The organism is Gilliamella sp. BG2, from assembly GCF_046635645.1.
Taxonomy (GTDB): domain Bacteria; phylum Pseudomonadota; class Gammaproteobacteria; order Enterobacterales; family Orbaceae; genus Gilliamella; species Gilliamella bombi.
Window position 1 is genome coordinate 1 of record NZ_JBIDFF010000011.1, and the last position, 19832, is coordinate 19832.

A 19832-nucleotide genomic window follows, 5' to 3' on the forward strand; every position below is an offset into this window, starting at 1 on the left:
AAAGCCAGCCGAAAAAGAAAAACAAAAATAGCAAAACAAGCTGAAAAGCCTATAAAAGAGAACTCAGGGGATTAATTGGTAAGATAAAAGCACTACTCATCCTGTACTTTGGAATCAAAGTTTATCATAAAAAATCATTGCCGACGTAAGTCGGCAAAAAAATGAGGAAAATTTAAGATACGGTCCAAAACCCAGTTATATTAACTTTATCCTGCTGCAAAACAGCACGAATAGGCATTTGATTAACATCATTATTTTTTTCGGCTTGTTCTAATACACACAATTTGCTTTCACCAACTAAATGTAGGTAGATATTTTTGCTATTTAAAATAGCTGGCAATGTTAATGTAATACGATCTAGTGGTGCTGTTAATGGTGTCATACCAACAACTTTCCGTCCAGATTTCATATCTAAACCGTTAGCCAAATTAGCTGCGCCTGGGAATAATGAGGCAGTATGCCCATCTTCTCCCATACCTAAAACAATTACATCAAATGGCATCGGAACTTTATCTAAAAGTTTATCTGTAACTTCTGCACCATCAAATGGATTATTACAACTGTTTTTTAAACCAACAAAATTAGCCAATTTAGCATTATTTTGTAATAGATAAGTGTTCACTAACTTTTCGTTACTAGCATCATCAGTATCATCAACCCATCTATCATCCACCAACGTAATAAAAACTCGGCTCCATTCTATATTTTGTTTACTTAGTGAAACAAATAATGGAATAGGTGTTTTACCACCAGAAACCGCAATTGAAGCATGTCCTTTTTGTACAATGGCCTGTTTTAATTCATTGACGATATGTGAGGTTAAATCTTCGATCAATAATTGACTATTTTGATATTTATTTAACGTAAACATAGTTATTTTTCCTTTATTCAAATTCGTGCCATGAATGCCCATCTTTAGTGATTAAGGCAACGGATGCGACTGGTCCCCAAGTTCCGGCTTGGTAGGTTTTTGGGGCATCATTTTCTGATTCCCATGCACTAATAATTGAATCAACCCATTTCCATGCAGCTTCAACTTCATCACGATGAACAAATAATGCTTGGCGACCACGCATAACTTCAAGTAATAAACGCTCATAAGCATCAGCACTTTGTTGGTGAAAAGTTTCGCTGAAACTTAAGTCAAGTTTAGTGGTTTGTAAATTATGATTACTATCCAACCCTGGTACTTTATTTAGGATTTCAATATCCATACCTTCATCAGGTTGTAAACGAATCGTCAATTTATTTTGTGGCAATTCTGGATAAAATTCACTAAATAAATTAAGCGGTAATGGTTTGAAATAAACTACAACTTCAGAACATTTACTTGGTAAGCGCTTACCAGTGCGTAAATAAAAAGGAACACCTGCCCAGCGCCAGTTATCAATATCAACTCGAATTGCAACAAATGTTTCGGTATTACTTTTTGGGTTTGCGCCATCTTCTTCTAAATAGCCTGGCACATTAACACCATTAACAAAACCTGCTGTATATTGCCCTCGAACTACTTTTTCACGAATATTGGATTTGTTAATTGGTCTAAGCGCATTAAGTACTGCTATTTTTTCATTACGCAAACTATCATCTTCAAGATTAGCAGGTGGGGACATGGCAATCATGGTTAATATTTGTAATAAATGGTTTTGTACCATATCACGCATTTGACCGGCTTTATCAAAATATCCCCAACGGCCTTCAATACCTACTTGTTCAGCTACCGTAATTTCAACATGATCAATTGAATTACGATCCCAAAATGACGCAAACACTGTATTAGCAAATCGTAAGGCTAATAGGTTTAATACTGATTCTTTACCTAAGTAATGATCAATACGATAAACTTGCGACTCACTAAAGAATTTAGCCACCGAATCATTGATTTCACGAGATGACTTGAGATCTGTTCCAAGTGGTTTTTCCATCACAATGCGGTTTTGCGATTGATTTAATCCTGCAGCAGCTAAACCTTGACAAATAGTCCCAAAAGCACCCGGGTGCATTGCAAAATAGAAAATAGCTGGATGATTCAAATCAAGTTTATTTTTCAATCCTTCAAAACCAGCACTATCATTAACATCTAGTTTATGAAAGTCCAATCGTTGGCTAAATCGTTGCCAAATATTATCGTCTAACGGTTCTGGCATAAACGAGATTAGTGCTTCTTTTGCTACCTCACAATAAGCGGCATGATCCCAATCAGCACGCCCTACGCCTAAAATCTTTGTTTGTTCTGGTAGTTTTCCGTACTTTTCTAATTGATATAAAGACGGTAATAATTTACGTCTTGTCAAATCCCCTTTAGCACCAAAAATAACTAAATCGCAAGCTGGGATATCAGACATGGTTTTCTCCTACGATGGTATAATGTAATTATTCTATTATGTTGAATGGTTGGTGTACACCCGATTAATAGGATAAATCATAGTAATAGGCATTATCCTTTGTTTACTCTAAAACAAAAAGGCCACCTCTGGGTGACCTTTTGCTTGAAACAAGTTATTGGGTAATTTCCCAATAAGCAAATTATGCTCGTACAAAATCCATATGAACTAATTTTGGTTTAAATGCATGACGTTGTACTGCTTGCACTTTTACTTTAACTGCTTTTCCGTCAACTTCAATAGTTAACACTTCAGAATAAAATTCTGGTTTTTCTTGCATATTAAAAACTTGGTTGTGATCAAGCACAACAGAGATTGCAGGTTCAGTTCCACCATAAATAATGGCTGGGAATTTACCAGCGTGACGCAGGCGGCGGCTCGCACCCTTACCATGCTCTTTTCTAACTTCAGCTTTGAATATAAACATATTAATTTCTCTTAATTATTTAAAATAGAAACCAATTACAGGCGACCCAGTAATTGGCTATCAAACTAGTACTTTAAAAAGCGTTGGAGATTATAAAGTGTTATCCCTCTAAACGCAATCAATTAATCATATTACAAATCAGTAAAATATTGATTACGTATATGGAATATTATATGCACACTTAGATCAATTCTATTTTAAAACCATAAGTTGATTTTTTATTCGGTAATAACTTTAATGGTTTTGTGATACAACCTGCTTCGACACAAACCATAGATTTATACTCATCATCACCAAAATCTCCCATTGATTTAGCTTTATTTATCCATGGATTCCAAGTAACAACATCACTTACATTAGTATTGGTTAATTGAATTATTCGAGTGCCATCAGTAACAGTGATTTGATTACTTGCATTGGTATAAATACGATCGACCTCTTGATTAAATGTCAATTGGCCTACAGTCGCTGGTTTGTTTTCAGCAGCAAGTCGTTCTTGATAAGCTTCACCTAAACCTTTGACTACAACACTATCAATATTATCAACTCCAAAATAAGTATGTAGAGCACTAGTTACATCAAAGTCTGCTAAGCAGCTTAAAGAAACTTCACAAGTTTTACCTAGATGAAGATTTAATGATACCGAGAAAGGTTTGCTACAATAAGATTCTGTCTGCGGATTATTAGTGAGCGATAAAACAAGGGTAACACCTTGCTCGTCCTCTTTACATGAATCTAATGTCCATTCGACAATGCGTGCAAAACCATGAGAAGGATTGCCTAACTGACCAAACCAAGGCCAACAAACAGGCACTCCACCTCGAATAGCTACGCCTTTTTTAAAATTTGTTTTGTTACTCAGCCAAACAACTGGTGTTTGTTCAGTAGATGGTTGCCAAAATAATAAGTGTGCACCTTGTAATGCAACGGCAGCACAACAAGTGCTATGATTAATAACTAAAATTGGCAGTTCACCATAAATTGATTGTTTAATTGATGGGCTTAAGGATACACCTGATAAGCTACTATCTAAAATCTCTTTATATATACTCATATTTACTCCTAAATAATAAATTTAACAACTTATTGATAATTGTATACTTCTTAAGTTAATAATAAAAACATAATAGATTGCAAAAGCATTTTTTAAAGAATTGGAGTAAAATAAAGCACTATAAATAGTGAAACAACACTATAATTTTTTAGTCAAAAAGTTTCAGGTAACACTACATTTATGTATAAAATCCCATTAAGTTTATATATTCATATGCCATGGTGCGTACAAAAATGTCCCTATTGTGATTTTAATTCACATACCATAAAAAAAACGCCAAATTATGAATCTTATGTAGAGCATTTGCTTAAAGACCTACAAAACGATACTATTTTCTGTTCAAACCGCTCAATTCATTCAATCTTTATCGGTGGAGGTACACCTAGTCTATTTTCAGCCGAGTTGATTGATAAATTATTATCAAATATAAATAAGATCATCCCTATACATAAGGATGCTGAAATCACCATTGAAGCTAACCCAAATTCTGTTGATATAGAAAGATTTAATGGCTATCAGCAAGCGGGTATAAACCGAATATCAATTGGCGTGCAAAGTTTTCAAACCGATAAACTTGTTAAATTAGGACGGGTACACGATCCCAAAGAAGCAATCACAGCCGGAAAAATTGCCAAAACATTAAATTTAAGAAGTTTTAATTTAGATTTAATGCATGGTTTGCCAAATCAAAGTATTGATGATGCTCTATATGACCTAAAACAAGCCATTGCTATTGCACCACCGCATTTATCTTGGTATCAATTAACGATTGAGCCAAATACGCTATTTGGTTCAAAACCACCTGTTTTACCTGATGATGATAAACTTTGGGAAATTTATCAACAAGGTAATCAATTATTAACTAAAAGTGGTTACCAACAATATGAAACTTCTGCTTATGCTAAAGAAGGATTACAATGCCAACATAATTTAAATTATTGGCGATTTGGAGACTATTTAGGCATTGGATGTGGCGCTCATGGTAAATTAACGCAACCTGATGGAAAAATTATTCGCACTATAAAAACTCGTCACCCAAAAGGGTATTTAGATGGCCGTTATTTAGATAAATATTATACAGTTCCAAAAGAGGAATTACCTTTTGAATTTTTTATGAATCGTTTTAGACTTTTTGAACCAACACCTAAACATGAATTTGAACAACGAACTTATTTACCTTTACACTCAGTTGAAAAACAAATAGCGATTGCCATTGAAAAGAACTATTTAATTGAGGATAAACAAAACTGGCTGGTAACTGATCATGGCAAGTTATTCTTGAATTCGTTATTAGAGATGTTTTTATAGATAACATTTTGAAATACCTATATTTATCTAAAAAAACTTATCCTTTACGTTTATTTAACATGATAGATACGAACTATTTAATCAATTATTCACATATCTTTACAGACTTTCTTCAAAAAAAAGTACATACTATGTCTCGACAATGCATTATTTCATTGTTTTCCTATTCCTTATGTTTTCCCAATAACTTTTGTTATTGGGTTTTTTTTGCCTATAATTCCGATAATCACATTAATTTTAATAACTATTCAATTGAAGTATGAAAAAGGAAATGTTTTAGTTCAGCTAATGTAGAAGTTCCTTCCATCGGACCCTTTTTAGATACGGCTAAAGCACCACTAGCATTAGCATATTGCAAAGCTTGTTCAACAGAGTAACCTGCTAACATTAAACTGACAAATGTTGCTCCGAAACAATCTCCCGCACCGGTTGGATCTATCGAGTTGACCTTGTATCCATCAACATGAAGTTTTTGTAAATGCCCTTGTTCATCAAGTCCATAATATTTAGCTCCTTTAGCCCCCCCTTTTACCACAATATGTTTAATACCTTTTTTAAGCAACTTAAACATGGTTTGTTGTTCATTTTCATTATTGTTAATAAAATAGCTAACTTCGCTTTCACTAGGTAAAAATATATCGGTATACTCCATAATATAATCGAAAGATTGTTCCATTTCTGGTATATCAAACATTTCTTTGCGTAGATTAGGATCAAATGAAATTGTACCACCTTTACTTTTGATGATATCCAATGCTTTTCTCATAGCATCAATCACACGAAATGAATAAAGCGATGACCCCATTACATGCAAATGAGTACAATCTCTTAATAAGTTTTCATTAATATGGTTAAACGAAAGTAAACCACATGCACTATTTGGAATGTTAAAAATAAAATCTCTTTCATTAGAACCTTTATAAGTAACAAACGCACTACCTGTATTGGCCTTATTATGTGGAGTAATACCATCAATAATGACACCATCACTTTTAAGACGATGGGTGCACATTTTTCCAAAAATATCTTTTCCTACACAACTAAAAAAAACAACAGGAAAACCTAATTTTGCAACTTGATCTGCAAATATTGCAGGGGCGCCACTAACAAAAGGGCCGATAAACTCCCCAGCTTGATCGAAACGCTGATTTTGTTCTTTTGCTAAAAACTCAACTAGCAGTTCGCCTATCGTGCAGATTTTAAAACGCATATTATGTCTCCAATTTGTTTTGATAAGTTACACAATATTTATTTGAAATAAGCTGCTCAAAATTAGCATCTAATAATTGTTGATGATACTCGGTTACAGCAGATCTTGATAACATCACCATATCAATATCAACTAAAGTTCCAATACTATTATCATTATTATGAATAATACGTTGCGGTAATATGCCAATTGTATGTGCTGCTTTTTTCATTATTTGTTGATAAATTCTAACCTGTTCTAAACTTTCAATAATCAATTGATTATCAGTATTGATTGAACTTAATTCGATAACAAAATGCGATATAGAAAATTGGTTCAAAATAAAATTGATCATTTTGTTATCTAACAAAAGATTCCCTTCCAGTATGGCTCCACCAACAAGCACTACTTCAGCATCGGTAAACTCTTTCGCTAATTGTGCATTGCTAATGTCATTCATAATAAGTATTAATGATTTTTTGCAATGTAAAAACGGAATCAACTTTCTTATCAAATTTCCATGGCTTAAAAACAATATATCGCCATCACTAATATAACTTAAACAGGTTTTAACTAATTCAATATCACAACTATTACTTTGTATATAACTTGGTGTATTAACACTTAGCTGATTAAACACACCTTCAGGGGTAACATAAATTGCACCACCAAAAGAACGCTTTAAATATCCTTGCTGCTCTAAATAAGTTAAATCTTGACGAATAGTCACATTTGAGACCTGAAGCAATTCAGATAATTCATCAACTTTAACTTCACCTTGCTTACGAACAATTTCTGCAATTTGTAATCGTCGTTTTAATAAACCTGAAGATGCTCTAGCCAATTTTATTTCCTACGCCATAGATAAAAATTAAGGATAGTGATAATAGAATTAATCATATATTAGGTCAACATCAAACTATGATTAGAATTTTATCTTATAAATCATACCATTAATAATTAGCATTTTTTATCCCACAGCGTTTTACATATACATGTTAACTATCAAAACGAAAATTTATCAATCTTTTTTATTTCGTTTTAAAAGTAATGTTAATTTTTGTGATCTAACTCACGCGATTATTACTAGCTTAACTTTCGTTTTGAAATCATAATTAATGGAAATAATTTTCAAAACAAAAGTTACTAACATAATACAAAGTGAATTAGATTATTAAGGAGAAGTTATATGACTATTATTTCAAGTAATAACATGCTAAAAAAGGCTCAAACAGAACATTATGCTGTGCCTGCCTTTAATATCCATAACTTAGAAACTATGCAGGTCGTTGTTGAAACAGCAACAGAATTACAATCGCCCGTTATTTTGGCTGGTACACCTGGTACATACAGTTATGCAGAAACAGAAAATATACTTGCTATAGCAAATGCTTTATCAAAAAAGCATAACATTCCATTAGCTGTCCATTTAGATCATCACGAAGAATATAACGATATCACCAGTAAAATTAATGCTGGAGTAAGATCGGTCATGATTGATGGATCCCATTTTCCATATGAAGAAAATATCGCCATTGTCAAACAAGTAGTTGAATATGCTCACCGTTACGATGTTAGTGTTGAAGCTGAATTAGGTCGCCTTGGTGGCGTTGAAGATGATTTAATCGTTAATGATAAAGATGCTTTATATACTAATCCAAAACAAGCTTTAGATTTTATTGAAAAAACAGGAATTGACTCCCTCGCTATCGCCATTGGTACAGCACATGGTCTTTATAAATCAGAGCCAAAACTGGATTTTGATCGTTTATCAGAAATTCGCTCAATGGTTGATATTCCTCTCGTATTACATGGCGCTTCGGGTGTTCCAGAGAAAGACGTGCGTGAGTGTATTAAGCGTGGAATTTGTAAAGTAAATGTTGCGACAGAATTAAAAATTGCATTTTCAGATGCATTAAAACAATACTTTATTGAACATCCCGATGCCAATGATCCCCGCCATTATATGAAACCTGCAAAAGCAGCAATGAAAGACATTGTCAAAAAAATTATTACAACATGTGGATGTGCAGGCAAATTATAGAGGCCAAGATAATGATCTATACATTAACACTTAACACTGCAATCGATATGAATATTCATTGTCAAGGGCTTAACCCTAATGCAGTTAATCGAACCTCTCATACTGAATATAGCCCGAATGGCAAAGGAGTCAATGTTTCAATCGTATTGCATAAATTTGATAGCCCCACTTGTGCATTAGGATTCTTTGGTGGATTTTCTGGTAAATATATTATTGATGAACTAACGAAAATACAGGTCAAGACAAAACCCTGTTTTATTGATGATATCACGCGTATTAATGTTTTTATCAATGATAATGAAAACGAATATAAATTAGTCAGTAAAGGTCCGTTTATACCTAATGATAAAAAAACAGAAATGCTAACTATTATTGAATCACTGGTTAACAATAGTTATTTAGTCATCAGTGGTAGCTTGCCAAATAATATTGAATCTGAATATTACGAGGCTATTTTAAATTTATGCAACAAAAAAAATATTCAAGTTATCCTTGATATTAGTCACCCAAAATTAAGTGATTTACTCTCCTATAAACCACTATTAATTAAACCTAATGATGATGAAGTAAAAGAGATTTTTGGCTTTGAAACGAAAACAAAACCACAAGTCATTGCTGCATTAGAAAATATTCATGCGCAAGGAGCGAGAAATATTTTATTAACCATGGGCGCTAAAGGGCTTTACTTTTCTAATGGGACAAATATTTGGTTTTGCAATGCTGTAAAAATCAAATTAATTAGCTCGGCTTGTGCCGGTGATGCGTCACTAGCAGCTTTTCTTAGTGAATGGCTACCTGAACAACAACATATTGAAAAAGCCATAAAAAAGGCATCAGCAACAGGCGCTAACGTTGCAGAATCAGACGGATTAGGTTTACTAAATAAAATCAATATTTATATGGATCAACTTGAAGTTACCCTAATCAAGTAAAGGAGATTGTTATGAAAAAAATATTAGCCGTTACAGGCTGCCCAACCGGTATCGCGCATACTTATATGGCTGAAGAGGCCTTAAAATCAGCGGCCCAAAAGGCTGGAGTCGAAATAAAAGTGGAAACCAATGGTGCTGGTGGTATTGATAACGCCATTACTAATGCTGATATTGTCAATGCAATTGGCGTTATTATTGCAGCAGATAAAGATGTCAATCCAGATCGCTTTAATGGTTTACCCGTGCTTGAAGTACCGGTTAAAGACGGTATCCATAAGGCTGCAGCACTAATCGAAAAAATTATGTCAGGTACAGTTCCTGTTCGTAAAGGCGCCCAAAATAGCACTAATAACACAGTTTCATCAAACCAAGTAGAAGTAAAAGAATCGATTGGACGCCAAATCTATAAGCACTTAATGAGTGGTGTGTCAAACATGCTACCATTTGTTGTCGCTGGTGGAGTACTAATTGCTTTATCATTTTTATGGGGAATCTATTCAGCCGACCCTAATAATGCCCAATATAATGAATTTGCTGCATTGTTAATGAAAATAGGTGGGCAAGCATTTGGCATAATGGTACCAATCTTTACTGGATTTATTGCCTATTCAATAGGTGGAAAACCTGGTATGGTGGCTGGTTTTGTTGGTGGCTTAATTGCCAACATTACTGGTGCAGGATTCTTAGGCGGAATTATAGCTGGCTTTGCAGCAGGCTATTTAATGCTTTATGTCAAAAAAATGTTAGATGGATTACCTCGTTCATTTGAAGGACTTAAATCGATTTTTATTATGCCATTAATTGGTGTATTTGTTATCGGTGCAGGTATGTTTTTACTTGGTGGTCCAATTGCAAGTATTAATAATGGAATGAAATCTTTCCTTGAATCATTACAATCTGCAAATCCTGTTTTACTCGGTATTGTTATTGGAGCAATGTGTTCGTTTGACTTTGGTGGTCCTGTTAATAAAGCAGCGTATGTTACTGGCACTATGTTGTTAGGTGAAGGAAATTTCTATTTCATGGCAGGTGTGTCTGCTGCTTGTATAGTACCACCCTTTGTTATTGCATTCTCTACCACTATTTTCCGCAGCAAAGCTTTCACAGAAGAAGAACGTGCTGCTGGACTTGTTAACTATGTTTTAGGTTCGACACACATTACAGAAGGTGCAATCCCATTTGCGGCTAAGGATCCTTTGCGAGTAATTCCAATTATGATGTTATCTTCTGCAATTGCATCAGTATTGACATTCATATGTCAAATTCAAGTTCCAGCGCCACATGGAGGATTTTTAGTTCTGCCATTGGTTAATAAACCATTTTTATGGGTAGGCTGTATCTTTGTAGGAGCACTAGTTGGCGCTATTTTATTAGGTTTAGTACGTATTCATCAAAATCGACAATTAGTTGCCCAAAAATCAGTTTAATCAATCAAGAAATATACCGATTTATTTCGGTATATTCATTTTAGTAAGGAATAGAAATGAGCACATTAAATTTGACAGTACATGATATTTCAATCGTAACTGGATCCTATTCTAAAAAAGAAGCAATTAAAGATGTATCAGAAAAGATGATCCAAGCTAAGTTAGTCAAAGATGACTATACCCAAGCAATGTTTGATCGTGATAAACAAATTTCGACTTTTTTAGGTAACGGAATCGCCATTCCACACGGCACAACGGAAAAACGTGATAGTGTTATCCAAACTGGAATCAAAATCATATATTATCCTGAAGGAATCAATTGGGACGAAGATAATAATATAGCTTATGTTGTCATTGGTATTGCTGCAAAAGCCAATGAACATTTAGATATTTTACGTCAACTAACCCGAGCTGTAATTGCTGAAGATACGCTAACACGAATTCACGCAGTTAAAACTTCGGAGGATTTATTAGCAATTCTTCAAGGTAATTAAAAGATCTTGAGTTTGTAATAAAAAGAAAAGGCATAAAAATGTTGTTATGATATAATCTCGATAAAATCTATTAATAACAAAGCATTATGCCTATAAAATGTTAATAGGCGCCTACTTAAAAAAGCTACAAAAATACATTATTTTAAAAGCATATTTAATATAACGTAATGGGAATAATATTGCCTTTTCAGAATCAGAACGACAGCAGTTGATGGAGCTTAAATTCGTGGATGCCAAAATTATTGAAAGACTTGAAGATATGCACTTCGATTCTTTCGATAAATTGCGTAATGCTAGTTTAGATGAAATTCTTAACAAAAGTACGTTATTATCAGGTTCAACTTGTTGGAAAAACAGTCATCAAGCAAAAACGGTAATAATTCATATTTTGAGTTTAGCCAACAATACATAATATTTCTTTTATGAGTGGTAAGTACATCCAACTTTTCAATTGAACAATGATAATCGTTTTTTTGATTTCTTATCTATTTTCAAGATATTTATACTGAAACGTATAGTTACCTGAAACTTTTTCACAAAAAGATAGCTGTCAATATATCCCAATTTATGTAAGGCATAGTTAATCATATTGAAAAATATAAAATGTATAATTGATTCAATATAGCTTGTTTAATCTAAAAATAACGGTATGCTTTTCGCTAACATTATCATTTTATATAAACTTTATTAATTAGTTTTTGCTCATTTAGTTGAAGTTTGGCAAAATAGACACCCTAGCTAGGCGATGATGATTGTCTTAAATGATTTGAATTTGTTAATAATAAATAAAAAGTAATATAAACATGTTATTGTTAAATAAAAGCAGGAACGGAATTAGGATGATTAGTCGAATTAAACAACCTACAAAAATATTATTCATCTTGAGTTGCCTAAGTGGTATAGCCATTTGTTCTGCACCTGCTTTTGCCGATGAAGAAAAACAAATTTTACCGCAAACAATTTCACCTCAAACTGAGGAAGAAATCGATGTTAATATTCCTGTTCAATCATCTCAGGATAAACAAATTGATATCGTTATTCCTACTGAAAAACGTGAGGTAATTTACCACAAAACCATCTTTTCACTTTCAGGTCAACCAAAGTATCATGTTGACTTTCAACATGTTGATTATGTAAATCCTAATGCACCTAAAGGTGGAGTAATTAAACTGGCTGAAGTTGGCTCTTTTGATAATTTGAATCGCTATGCTAGCCGTGGAGCACCTGAGCGAAATTCGGGAGCGTTATATGACACGCTTTTTACCAATACGGCTGATGATATTACTAGTTTTTATCCACTTATTGCGACATCAATAACTTATTCTGATAGTTATCGTTGGGCTGAGGTTACTATTAATTCCAACGCTCGTTTTCAAGATGAGAAACCAATAACTGCCCATGATGTTGAGTTTACCTTTCACAAATTTATGACCGAAGGCGTGCCTCAGTATCGTGTTTATAATAAAGGCATTACAGTTAAGGCAATAGATGATCACCATGTGCGTGTTGATATTCCCGATTCCGATCGGGAAAAACTCTTTTCATTCGTTGGTAGTATGCGAGTTATGCCGAAACATTTTTGGAAAGATCATGATCTTTCTGAACCACTAACTACACCACCAGTTGGTAGTGGTCCATACTACATTAGCGAATATAAATTAGGGCAATATGTTGTTTATCGACGTAATCCGAATTATTGGGCACGTAATTTACCTATTAATAAAGGCTTAGATAATTTTGACGAAAAACGTATTGATTATTATATGGATGATAACGTTTCGCTAGAAGCCTTTAAAGCTGGCGAATATGATTTGCGTGCTGAAGATCAACCTAAAAACTGGTTTACTCAATATCAAGGTAGATATTTTGATTCTAACCATATTATTAAACAAGAAAAACCAGTTCAAACAGCTACCGACACTAGATGGCTTGCGTTTAATTTACAAAAAGATCTATTTAAAGATATTAAAGTTCGTGAAGCCATTACCTTGGCATTTGATTTTGAATGGCTAAATCATGCCTTTTATTATGACAGTTACAAAAGACCTTATAGTTTTTTTGAAAATACCATTTATGCCGCAATCGGCACACCTAGTGAGCAAGAATTAAAATGGCTTAATGCTTATAAAGATATTATTCCAAAGCGTGCTTTCGGCAATGCCTATTATGTGCCAAAAAGTGATGGTCAGGGCTTTAATCGTGATAATTTATTAAAGGCAGCAGAATTATTAAAACAAGCGGGCTGGGAAGTTAAAGACGGTAAGCTGATTAACACTAAAACACAGCAACCATTTGAATTTGAACTGATCAGTTACCTCGGTAGTGATATTAAATATGCCATTCCCTTTCAACAAAATTTAGCACGTTTGGGGATCACCATGAATATTACCTTGCTAGATTCAGCACAACAATTACGACGTGTTCGTGAACGTGATTATGATATGGTTGCACGTGATTATTATGCCGTAAATTACCCAAGCTCTAATTTGCTAGTGCTTTGGGGAAGCGAGTATCTTAACTCATCATGGAATGCTTCGGGTTTGCATAATAAGGCTATTGATGCCATTATTGCTGAAATCACCAAACACGTGGATAATCAAGAAGAGTTAGTCCCGCTAGGACGAGCGCTTGATCGTATTTTAACGCAAGAATATCCAATGATTCCAATGTGGTATAACAGTAAAACGTATTATGCATACTGGAATAAATTTGGGCAACCAGCTATACAACCTACTTATGCAATCGGAGTTGATAGTTGGTGGTATGATGCAAACAAAGCAGCTAGCCTACCTAAAAATCGGAAACATTAATATGATCAATTACCTTATTCGTCGACTGTTGCTGATTATTCCAACATTGTTTGTGATTTTAACTATCAACTTTTTTATTGTACAAGTTGCGCCAGGTGGACCCGTTGATCAGGCGCTTGCTATGATTGAAAACGGACCGCAAGCAGGGCAAGGGCTATTGCCTGGGAGTGGTGGCTCATCTACGCCAGTGCAGCAATATAAAAATGAATCAAATTATCGCGGTTCACGCGGTCTTGATCCCCAAGTTGTCGCAATGATAGAAAAGCAGTACGGCTTTGATAAACCGATATTTGAACGTTATATCGAAACACTAAAGAAATATATATTATTTGATTTTGGTAATAGTTTTTTTAAAAGTGAATCGGTACTAGGTTTAATTGCCAAAAGTTTACCTGTTTCAATTTCATTAGGATTATGGAGTACTTTGATTGTTTATCTAATTTCAATCCCGTTAGGCATTCGCAAAGCAGTGAAGGATGGCTCTGCATTTGATTTTTGGTCAAGTACCTTAATTATTATTGGCTATGCGATACCTGCTTTTTTATTGGCAGTTTTATTTATTGTATTATTTGCTGGCGGTAGTTATTGGGATATTTTTCCTCTACGTGGGCTAATATCGAACCATTTTGATCAACTCGATTTTTGGGGCAAAATAAAAGACTACGCATGGCACATCTGTTTACCTACTATCGCAATGGTCATTGGCGGTTTTGCATCACTCACCATGCTAACTAAAAATTCATTTTTAGATGAAATCCGCAAACAATATGTAATAACCGCACGTGCTAAAGGATTAAGTGAAAGAAAAATTTTATATAAACATGTTTTTCGCAATGCAACATTGCTGATTGTATCAGGCTTTCCTGCAGCTTTTGTTGGTATTTTATTTACTGGTTCATTATTGATTGAAATTATCTTTTCGCTTAATGGACTTGGGCTATTGGGATATGAGGCAATTATACAACGTGATTACCCGGTGATTTTTGGTTCATTGTATATTTTTACATTAATCAGCCTTATTACTAAATTATTATCTGATTTATCTTATATGATGATTGACCCACGTATTGACTTTGAGGCTCGCAACTAATGACCACCCATTACTCTATTAATCAACAGCGTTGGCAACGATTTAAACAGAATCGTCGTGGTTATTATTCACTTTGGTTATTTATGATCTGTTTTGTGATTAGCTTATTTGCTGATTTTATTGTTAACGATAGACCAATTTTTATTAAATATCAGGATAATTACTATTCGCCGATTTTTCATTTTTATCCAGAAACGGAATTTGGTGGACAATTAGCCACGCAAACCAACTTTCTTGATCCTGTTGTACAAAATAAAATAGAAGCTAATGGCTGGATTTTATGGGCGCCATTTCGTTATAGCTACAATACATTAATTTATGATACATCAAACACGTTTCCAACGCCGCCTTCGGCATCACATTGGTTAGGCACCACCGATGCAGGTTTCGATGTATTAGCCAATATTTTATACGGTTTTCGCATATCTATGTTTTTTGCGATTTTCTTGACGATTTTCACTTCAATTATTGGTGTCATTTTTGGGGCTATACAAGGCTATTATGGAGGTAAAATTGATCTAATCGGTCAACGTTTCATAGAAATATGGAGTGGGTTACCAGAGCTATTTGTTATTATTCTGTTAGCCAGTATTTTACCGCTTAATTTTTGGTGGTTATTAGGTATTACCGTATTATTTGGTTGGATGGCTTTAGTAGGTGTAGTGCGTACTGAATTTTTGCGTACTCGCAATTTTGATTATATTCGTGCAGCTAAAGCAATGGGAGTTAGTGACACTAAAATTATGTTTCGTCATATCTTGCCTAATGCCATGGTGGCAACATTAACCTTTTTACCTTTTATACTTTGTGGCTCGATAACAACACTAACAGCGCTAGATTTTTTAGGTTTTGGTTTACCGATTGATTCGCCATCACTAGGACGATTATTACTACAAGGTAAAAACAATCTACAAGCTCCTTGGCTTGGCATCAGTTCATTTTTAGTTATTGCAACTTTACTGTCACTGCTTATTTTTATTGGTGAAGCAGTAAGAGATGCATTTGATCCAAACAAAGGAGTGTATTAATGAGTTCTCCTTTATTATCCGTTCAGGATTTAAGTGTTGCATTTAAACGTGGTACGCATTTACTATCGCAAGTAGTAAGTAATGTTAGTTTTGATATTAATGAGCAAGAAACACTTGCTTTAGTGGGAGAGTCAGGCTCAGGGAAAAGCATTACCGCATTATCAATTTTACGACTACTACGTAAAGAACAAGTGGTATACCCTACTGGTGATATTTTGTTTGAAGGAAAATCATTATTACATGCGCCAGATAAAGAACTTCGTAAAGTTCGTGGCAATGAAATTAGCATGATCTTCCAAGAACCGATGGTGTCATTAAATCCTCTACATACAGTTGAAAAGCAACTTTATGAAGTGCTGGCGTTACATCGAGGAATGAAGCGTAATCAAGCTCGTGGCGAAATTTTACAATACCTTGATCGTGTAGGCATTAAGAAACCAAAAAGTAAATTATCAGCTTATCCTCATCAACTATCTGGTGGCGAAAGGCAGCGAGTAATGATTGCTATGGCAATATTAACGCATCCAAAGTTACTTATTGCTGACGAACCGACAACAGCACTAGATGTATCTGTACAGGCACAAATTATTCAGTTACTAAAAGAGTTAAAGAAAGAACTCAATATGAGTATGCTTTTTATTTCGCATAACCTTGGTATTGTTAAAAAGCTTGCTGATAAAGTGGCTGTTATGCAACAGGGCCAAATTATTGAATACAATAATAAACAGCGTGTCTTTTTACGTCCACAGCATGAATATACTCAAACACTATTGAATTCAGAGCCAAAAGGTGAACCTGTACCATTGCCCGATTCACCTGGAATATTACTTAATGTTAATCACCTTAATGTTGAAGTCATTACCAAAAAACGTTTATTTAACAGCCAAAAGAAGAAAATTATCAACAATATTGGGTTTGCTGTACACCAAGGTGAAACGGTTGGCATTGTAGGTGAGTCAGGATCGGGTAAAAGCACTACAGCACTAGCTATTCTACGATTGATTAAATCACAGGGCAAAATTGTATTTGACAGCCATCCGATACAAAATTTGACTAGTAAAAAATTATTACCATTTCGAAGCCGTATCCAAGTAGTATTTCAAGATCCGTTCTCTTCGCTTAATCCTCGCCTCAATGTTGAGCAAATTATTAGTGAAGGATTAATGACTCATAAAAAATTAAACAAAGTTCAGCGTGAACAAGCAGTAATCGATATTATGCAAGAAGTTGGGCTTGATCCAGATATGCGTTATCGCTATCCGACCGAGTTTTCTGGAGGGCAACGTCAACGAATAGCTATTGCTAGAGCTTTAATTTTACAGCCTGAATTATTGATTTTAGACGAACCTACTTCATCGTTGGATCATACTATTCAAAAACAAATTATTAATTTACTGAAATCATTGCAAGAAAAGCATCAGCTTAGTTATTTGTTTATTAGCCATGATTTAGCGTTGGTTTACACTATGTGTCACCAAGTGGTTGTTATGAAAGATGGTAGTATTATTGAGCAAGGCTCACGTGAGAAGATCTTCTATTCTCCTGAAGATGAATATACAAAAGCATTACTTTCATTTTTAGATAAGCCACCTCGAAAGAAAAGTAACACTATGATACATAAAGATAAAATTGACAAAACAGAGCAATTTACTCATAAGGATGAATCTCAACAAGATCTACAGCGAGATAAGAAAAAAGATAGAGAGGTCAGTTGGGAAGATGCCTTGTTAATGCGTAGAAAATAAATATGCAACGCAATAATTTAACAATGGTTTATAATATAAACCATTGTTAATAAGTCAATATATCAATTTATTTAGCAGGTTTATTATGCAAAAACGAATACTACCTTTTTTATTAACCCCTTGCTTATCAATAATTCCAATAAATGCCATGGCGATAACCTGTAGTGATAATCCTATTCAGAATATAGTTGAGGCAAATAACTATATCTTTCAAATCCTCGATTATATTGACTCACCAGTAAGAAATATTAAACAAGAGATTCGGACTTCAACTACCAAATTGGGAGCGGATGCTAACAGCTCTACAGCTAAGCACGAACTAGAATATGCTTCTAACGGACTTATCACACAAAGCCATTATGATCTTTATTCAGATAAAAATACCCGTATTTACTCGGAACACCTACAAAAAAATAAATCTGGTTGGGAAAGTATCATTGAAGATGTAGAAGATAAAACTAACAGCATTATCCAATTTAATACCGATGAACAAGGCAAAATTGTCGTATCACAGCAAACTAAAAAAGCGACCGATTTTGTCTTTTTTGAAACAGATAATTATGTATACGACAGTAATAATTGTCTTATCAATAAAAATGTACAATGGCTGCTTAAAGAAACTGATGAGAATGGTAACTATACAGGTAAAGAACAAAAAGGGGCTTCAATTTATACATTTGGATATCAAGAGCAACAGTTAACCAAAGTGTTGTATCAATTTAGTAATAATATGAGAAATGAGAGTGATTTTTCGTATCAATATGATAATGGTCATCATCGATTAACAACCATTGAAGCTACTTATTTGTCATCAGGCAAAGAAGCGGCTCATTATGTAACTAATTTTTCAACCTTTAATGAAAAAAACGATTGGCTAACAGCAATTAAAATTAAAAATAATAACGGTGGTAAACAGACAACTATTACCCGCGAACTTACTTATTATTAGTCTTTAAAATACACAAAACGTGATTTGATTGATAACGTTTTGTGTATTTTTGCCGTTGTTCTTACAATTCAAAAAAATATCTCTTACATTCGAATAAACAATATATAAATAGCATGTAATGTCCATGCTAATGCTAATCCAAACGTCAGTAATTTTTCACGTTTAGGATAGATTTTACGCTCGTGTAAAATGGATAAAATTTGTTGTAATCCACACCAGATAGGTAATGAAATCATCAAAAATAAAAAAACTTTACCAATTTCTTTATTGGCTATTTTAAGAATATAAGAACGTGTTATTGCATCGCCAAAAGGAATAATAAATGCCAAAATGACAAGCACAACTGGTAAAAAAATTGCAGCCCATGTACCGCCTAAAGCAAATAATCCTTTTATGACTTTTCCATCAGTATTTTTAACTTGAATTTGTTGATTTTTCATTAATTCAATACCACTCACTTCAATACAAATAAAAATAAAAAAATCGAAACAGTTAGCATCACCATCCACAGTCCCGCAATCAGTAATAATGCGTTAGATTTTTTATTAAATGTTGTGCAAGGTAAAGCTTTGGGTATTAAATTAAACCAAACTATTGAATGGTAAACACTAATAAATAATGCAATACAATTAAGCACCACAACAAAAGGGCTACGTAAAAAGAAGATAAAACGGTAAAACTCATCTTGTCCAACAGTGTTAGTGTACATACATATTACGCCATACATTAAAACTAAACTTACCCAAATCATCGAAAAAGGAACTAATTTATGCATAATTGAAATTATAAAAGAGCGTTTTACATCGGTTTGAGTCGTATCAAGGCAATTATTGGTATTTTGTTGATTCATAAATCTCTCTTGGTAGCATTGTGTTTTATGCTAGTAATAGTTTGGTAGTTTTTTACTTGGTTATTACAAGTGTTAATCTGCTTTATCTTGCTAACTTATAA

At 33.9% G+C, this 19832-nt stretch carries 18 protein-coding genes and 1 pseudogene; 11 read left to right on the forward strand and 8 right to left on the reverse strand.

Translation table 11 applies throughout. From position 1 onward, the window contains the following. Positions 1–172 precede the first annotated feature (172 nt). From pgl to ACGH6Q_RS06230, 4 genes are all read right to left on the reverse strand, one after another. Positions 173–871 carry a 6-phosphogluconolactonase gene (gene pgl, locus ACGH6Q_RS06215; protein ID WP_411592357.1) on the reverse strand — a complete coding sequence of 233 codons (699 nt, stop codon included), beginning with the start codon at positions 869–871 and terminating at the stop codon, positions 173–175. Positions 872–884: 13 nt separating this feature from the next. Beyond that, on the reverse strand, positions 885–2345 hold the full coding sequence (gene zwf / locus ACGH6Q_RS06220) for a glucose-6-phosphate dehydrogenase (protein WP_065590363.1): 1461 nt from the start codon (positions 2343–2345) through the stop codon (positions 885–887). A gap of 181 nt (positions 2346–2526) precedes the next feature. Then, positions 2527–2811, reverse strand: a complete 285-nt coding sequence (gene rplY, locus ACGH6Q_RS06225) for a 50S ribosomal protein L25 (protein WP_411592359.1) — start codon at positions 2809–2811, stop codon at positions 2527–2529. A 181-nt stretch (positions 2812–2992) separates the two neighbouring features. Then, a complete protein-coding gene (locus ACGH6Q_RS06230) occupies positions 2993–3865 on the reverse strand; it encodes a D-hexose-6-phosphate mutarotase (RefSeq protein WP_411592361.1) in 873 nt (290 codons plus the stop codon). A 180-nt stretch (positions 3866–4045) separates the two neighbouring features. Between ACGH6Q_RS06230 and hemW the strand changes: the two genes are divergently transcribed. Then, on the forward strand, positions 4046–5173 hold the full coding sequence (gene hemW, locus ACGH6Q_RS06235; protein ID WP_411592363.1) for a radical SAM family heme chaperone HemW: 1128 nt from the start codon (positions 4046–4048) through the stop codon (positions 5171–5173). A gap of 244 nt (positions 5174–5417) precedes the next feature. On the opposite strand, the gene ACGH6Q_RS06240 is transcribed toward hemW, so the two are convergent. Next, entirely contained in the window at positions 5418–6383 is a 966-nt protein-coding gene (locus ACGH6Q_RS06240) for a sugar kinase (protein WP_411592364.1), read from the reverse strand. A gap of 1 nt (position 6384) precedes the next feature. Beyond that, on the reverse strand, positions 6385–7206 hold the full coding sequence (locus tag ACGH6Q_RS06245; protein WP_085165617.1) for a DeoR/GlpR family DNA-binding transcription regulator: 822 nt from the start codon (positions 7204–7206) through the stop codon (positions 6385–6387). A 345-nt stretch (positions 7207–7551) separates the two neighbouring features. On the opposite strand from ACGH6Q_RS06245, the gene ACGH6Q_RS06250 reads away from it, so the two are divergent. The 10 genes and pseudogenes from ACGH6Q_RS06250 to ACGH6Q_RS06295 all read left to right on the forward strand — a co-directional run bounded on the left by ACGH6Q_RS06250 (position 7552) and on the right by ACGH6Q_RS06295 (position 18881). Next, complete coding sequence (locus tag ACGH6Q_RS06250) at positions 7552–8406, forward strand: tagatose bisphosphate family class II aldolase (RefSeq protein ID WP_034910211.1); 855 nt, start codon at positions 7552–7554, stop codon at positions 8404–8406. 11 nt (positions 8407–8417) lie between these two features. Beyond that, on the forward strand, positions 8418–9338 hold the full coding sequence (pfkB, locus tag ACGH6Q_RS06255; protein ID WP_065590357.1) for a 1-phosphofructokinase: 921 nt from the start codon (positions 8418–8420) through the stop codon (positions 9336–9338). Between the two features lie 11 nt (positions 9339–9349). Beyond that, positions 9350–10765: a PTS fructose transporter subunit IIC gene (locus tag ACGH6Q_RS06260; RefSeq protein WP_411592366.1), complete on the forward strand. Its 1416-nt coding sequence runs from the start codon at positions 9350–9352 to the stop codon at positions 10763–10765. A gap of 56 nt (positions 10766–10821) precedes the next feature. Then, positions 10822–11259: a PTS sugar transporter subunit IIA gene (locus ACGH6Q_RS06265; protein ID WP_411578345.1), complete on the forward strand. Its 438-nt coding sequence runs from the start codon at positions 10822–10824 to the stop codon at positions 11257–11259. 211 nt (positions 11260–11470) lie between these two features. Beyond that, positions 11471–11671, forward strand: a complete 201-nt coding sequence (locus ACGH6Q_RS06270; protein ID WP_218056962.1) for a hypothetical protein — start codon at positions 11471–11473, stop codon at positions 11669–11671. A gap of 427 nt (positions 11672–12098) precedes the next feature. Next, positions 12099–14069: an extracellular solute-binding protein gene (locus tag ACGH6Q_RS06275; protein ID WP_411592368.1), complete on the forward strand. Its 1971-nt coding sequence runs from the start codon at positions 12099–12101 to the stop codon at positions 14067–14069. 1 nt (position 14070) lies between these two features. Continuing rightward, positions 14071–15159 (forward strand): microcin C ABC transporter permease YejB, encoded by a 1089-nt coding sequence (locus ACGH6Q_RS06280; protein WP_034910220.1) that lies wholly within the window; start codon positions 14071–14073, stop codon positions 15157–15159. Continuing rightward, on the forward strand, positions 15159–16187 hold the full coding sequence (locus ACGH6Q_RS06285; RefSeq protein ID WP_411592370.1) for an ABC transporter permease: 1029 nt from the start codon (positions 15159–15161) through the stop codon (positions 16185–16187). Before ACGH6Q_RS06280 ends, ACGH6Q_RS06285 begins: the two co-directional genes overlap by 1 nt. Next, a pseudogene (gene yejF / locus ACGH6Q_RS06290) lies at positions 16187–17770 on the forward strand (microcin C ABC transporter ATP-binding protein YejF); the annotation flags it as partial. The gene ACGH6Q_RS06285 and the pseudogene yejF, both read left to right, overlap by 1 nt. Before the next feature lie 247 nt (positions 17771–18017). Continuing rightward, positions 18018–18881: a hypothetical protein gene (locus ACGH6Q_RS06295; protein ID WP_411592372.1), complete on the forward strand. Its 864-nt coding sequence runs from the start codon at positions 18018–18020 to the stop codon at positions 18879–18881. 83 nt (positions 18882–18964) lie between these two features. Here ACGH6Q_RS06295 and frdD read toward each other — a convergent pair whose 3' ends face one another. Then, positions 18965–19321 (reverse strand): fumarate reductase subunit FrdD, encoded by a 357-nt coding sequence (frdD, locus tag ACGH6Q_RS06300; RefSeq protein ID WP_065560802.1) that lies wholly within the window; start codon positions 19319–19321, stop codon positions 18965–18967. A 14-nt stretch (positions 19322–19335) separates the two neighbouring features. Further along, a complete protein-coding gene (locus ACGH6Q_RS06305) occupies positions 19336–19731 on the reverse strand; it encodes a hypothetical protein (RefSeq protein ID WP_065574464.1) in 396 nt (131 codons plus the stop codon). Between the last annotated feature and the right edge of the window lie 101 nt (positions 19732–19832).

What these genes read in the sequence shown, in the direction of transcription:
- pgl (WP_411592357.1), bottom strand. Translation starts at nt 871, where the DNA reads ATGTTTACGTTAAATAAATATCAAAATAGTCAATTATTGATCGAAGAT.
- zwf (WP_065590363.1), bottom strand. Translation starts at nt 2,345, where the DNA reads ATGTCTGATATCCCAGCTTGCGATTTAGTTATTTTTGGTGCTAAAGGG.
- rplY (WP_411592359.1), bottom strand. Translation starts at nt 2,811, where the DNA reads ATGTTTATATTCAAAGCTGAAGTTAGAAAAGAGCATGGTAAGGGTGCG.
- ACGH6Q_RS06230 (WP_411592361.1), bottom strand. Translation starts at nt 3,865, where the DNA reads ATGAGTATATATAAAGAGATTTTAGATAGTAGCTTATCAGGTGTATCC.
- hemW (WP_411592363.1), top strand. Translation starts at nt 4,046, where the DNA reads ATGTATAAAATCCCATTAAGTTTATATATTCATATGCCATGGTGCGTA.
- ACGH6Q_RS06240 (WP_411592364.1), bottom strand. Translation starts at nt 6,383, where the DNA reads ATGCGTTTTAAAATCTGCACGATAGGCGAACTGCTAGTTGAGTTTTTA.
- ACGH6Q_RS06250 (WP_034910211.1), top strand. Translation starts at nt 7,552, where the DNA reads ATGACTATTATTTCAAGTAATAACATGCTAAAAAAGGCTCAAACAGAA.
- pfkB (WP_065590357.1), top strand. Translation starts at nt 8,418, where the DNA reads ATGATCTATACATTAACACTTAACACTGCAATCGATATGAATATTCAT.
- ACGH6Q_RS06260 (WP_411592366.1), top strand. Translation starts at nt 9,350, where the DNA reads ATGAAAAAAATATTAGCCGTTACAGGCTGCCCAACCGGTATCGCGCAT.
- ACGH6Q_RS06265 (WP_411578345.1), top strand. Translation starts at nt 10,822, where the DNA reads ATGAGCACATTAAATTTGACAGTACATGATATTTCAATCGTAACTGGA.
- ACGH6Q_RS06270 (WP_218056962.1), top strand. Translation starts at nt 11,471, where the DNA reads ATGGAGCTTAAATTCGTGGATGCCAAAATTATTGAAAGACTTGAAGAT.
- ACGH6Q_RS06275 (WP_411592368.1), top strand. Translation starts at nt 12,099, where the DNA reads ATGATTAGTCGAATTAAACAACCTACAAAAATATTATTCATCTTGAGT.
- ACGH6Q_RS06280 (WP_034910220.1), top strand. Translation starts at nt 14,071, where the DNA reads ATGATCAATTACCTTATTCGTCGACTGTTGCTGATTATTCCAACATTG.
- ACGH6Q_RS06285 (WP_411592370.1), top strand. Translation starts at nt 15,159, where the DNA reads ATGACCACCCATTACTCTATTAATCAACAGCGTTGGCAACGATTTAAA.
- ACGH6Q_RS06295 (WP_411592372.1), top strand. Translation starts at nt 18,018, where the DNA reads ATGCAAAAACGAATACTACCTTTTTTATTAACCCCTTGCTTATCAATA.
- frdD (WP_065560802.1), bottom strand. Translation starts at nt 19,321, where the DNA reads ATGAAAAATCAACAAATTCAAGTTAAAAATACTGATGGAAAAGTCATA.
- ACGH6Q_RS06305 (WP_065574464.1), bottom strand. Translation starts at nt 19,731, where the DNA reads ATGAATCAACAAAATACCAATAATTGCCTTGATACGACTCAAACCGAT.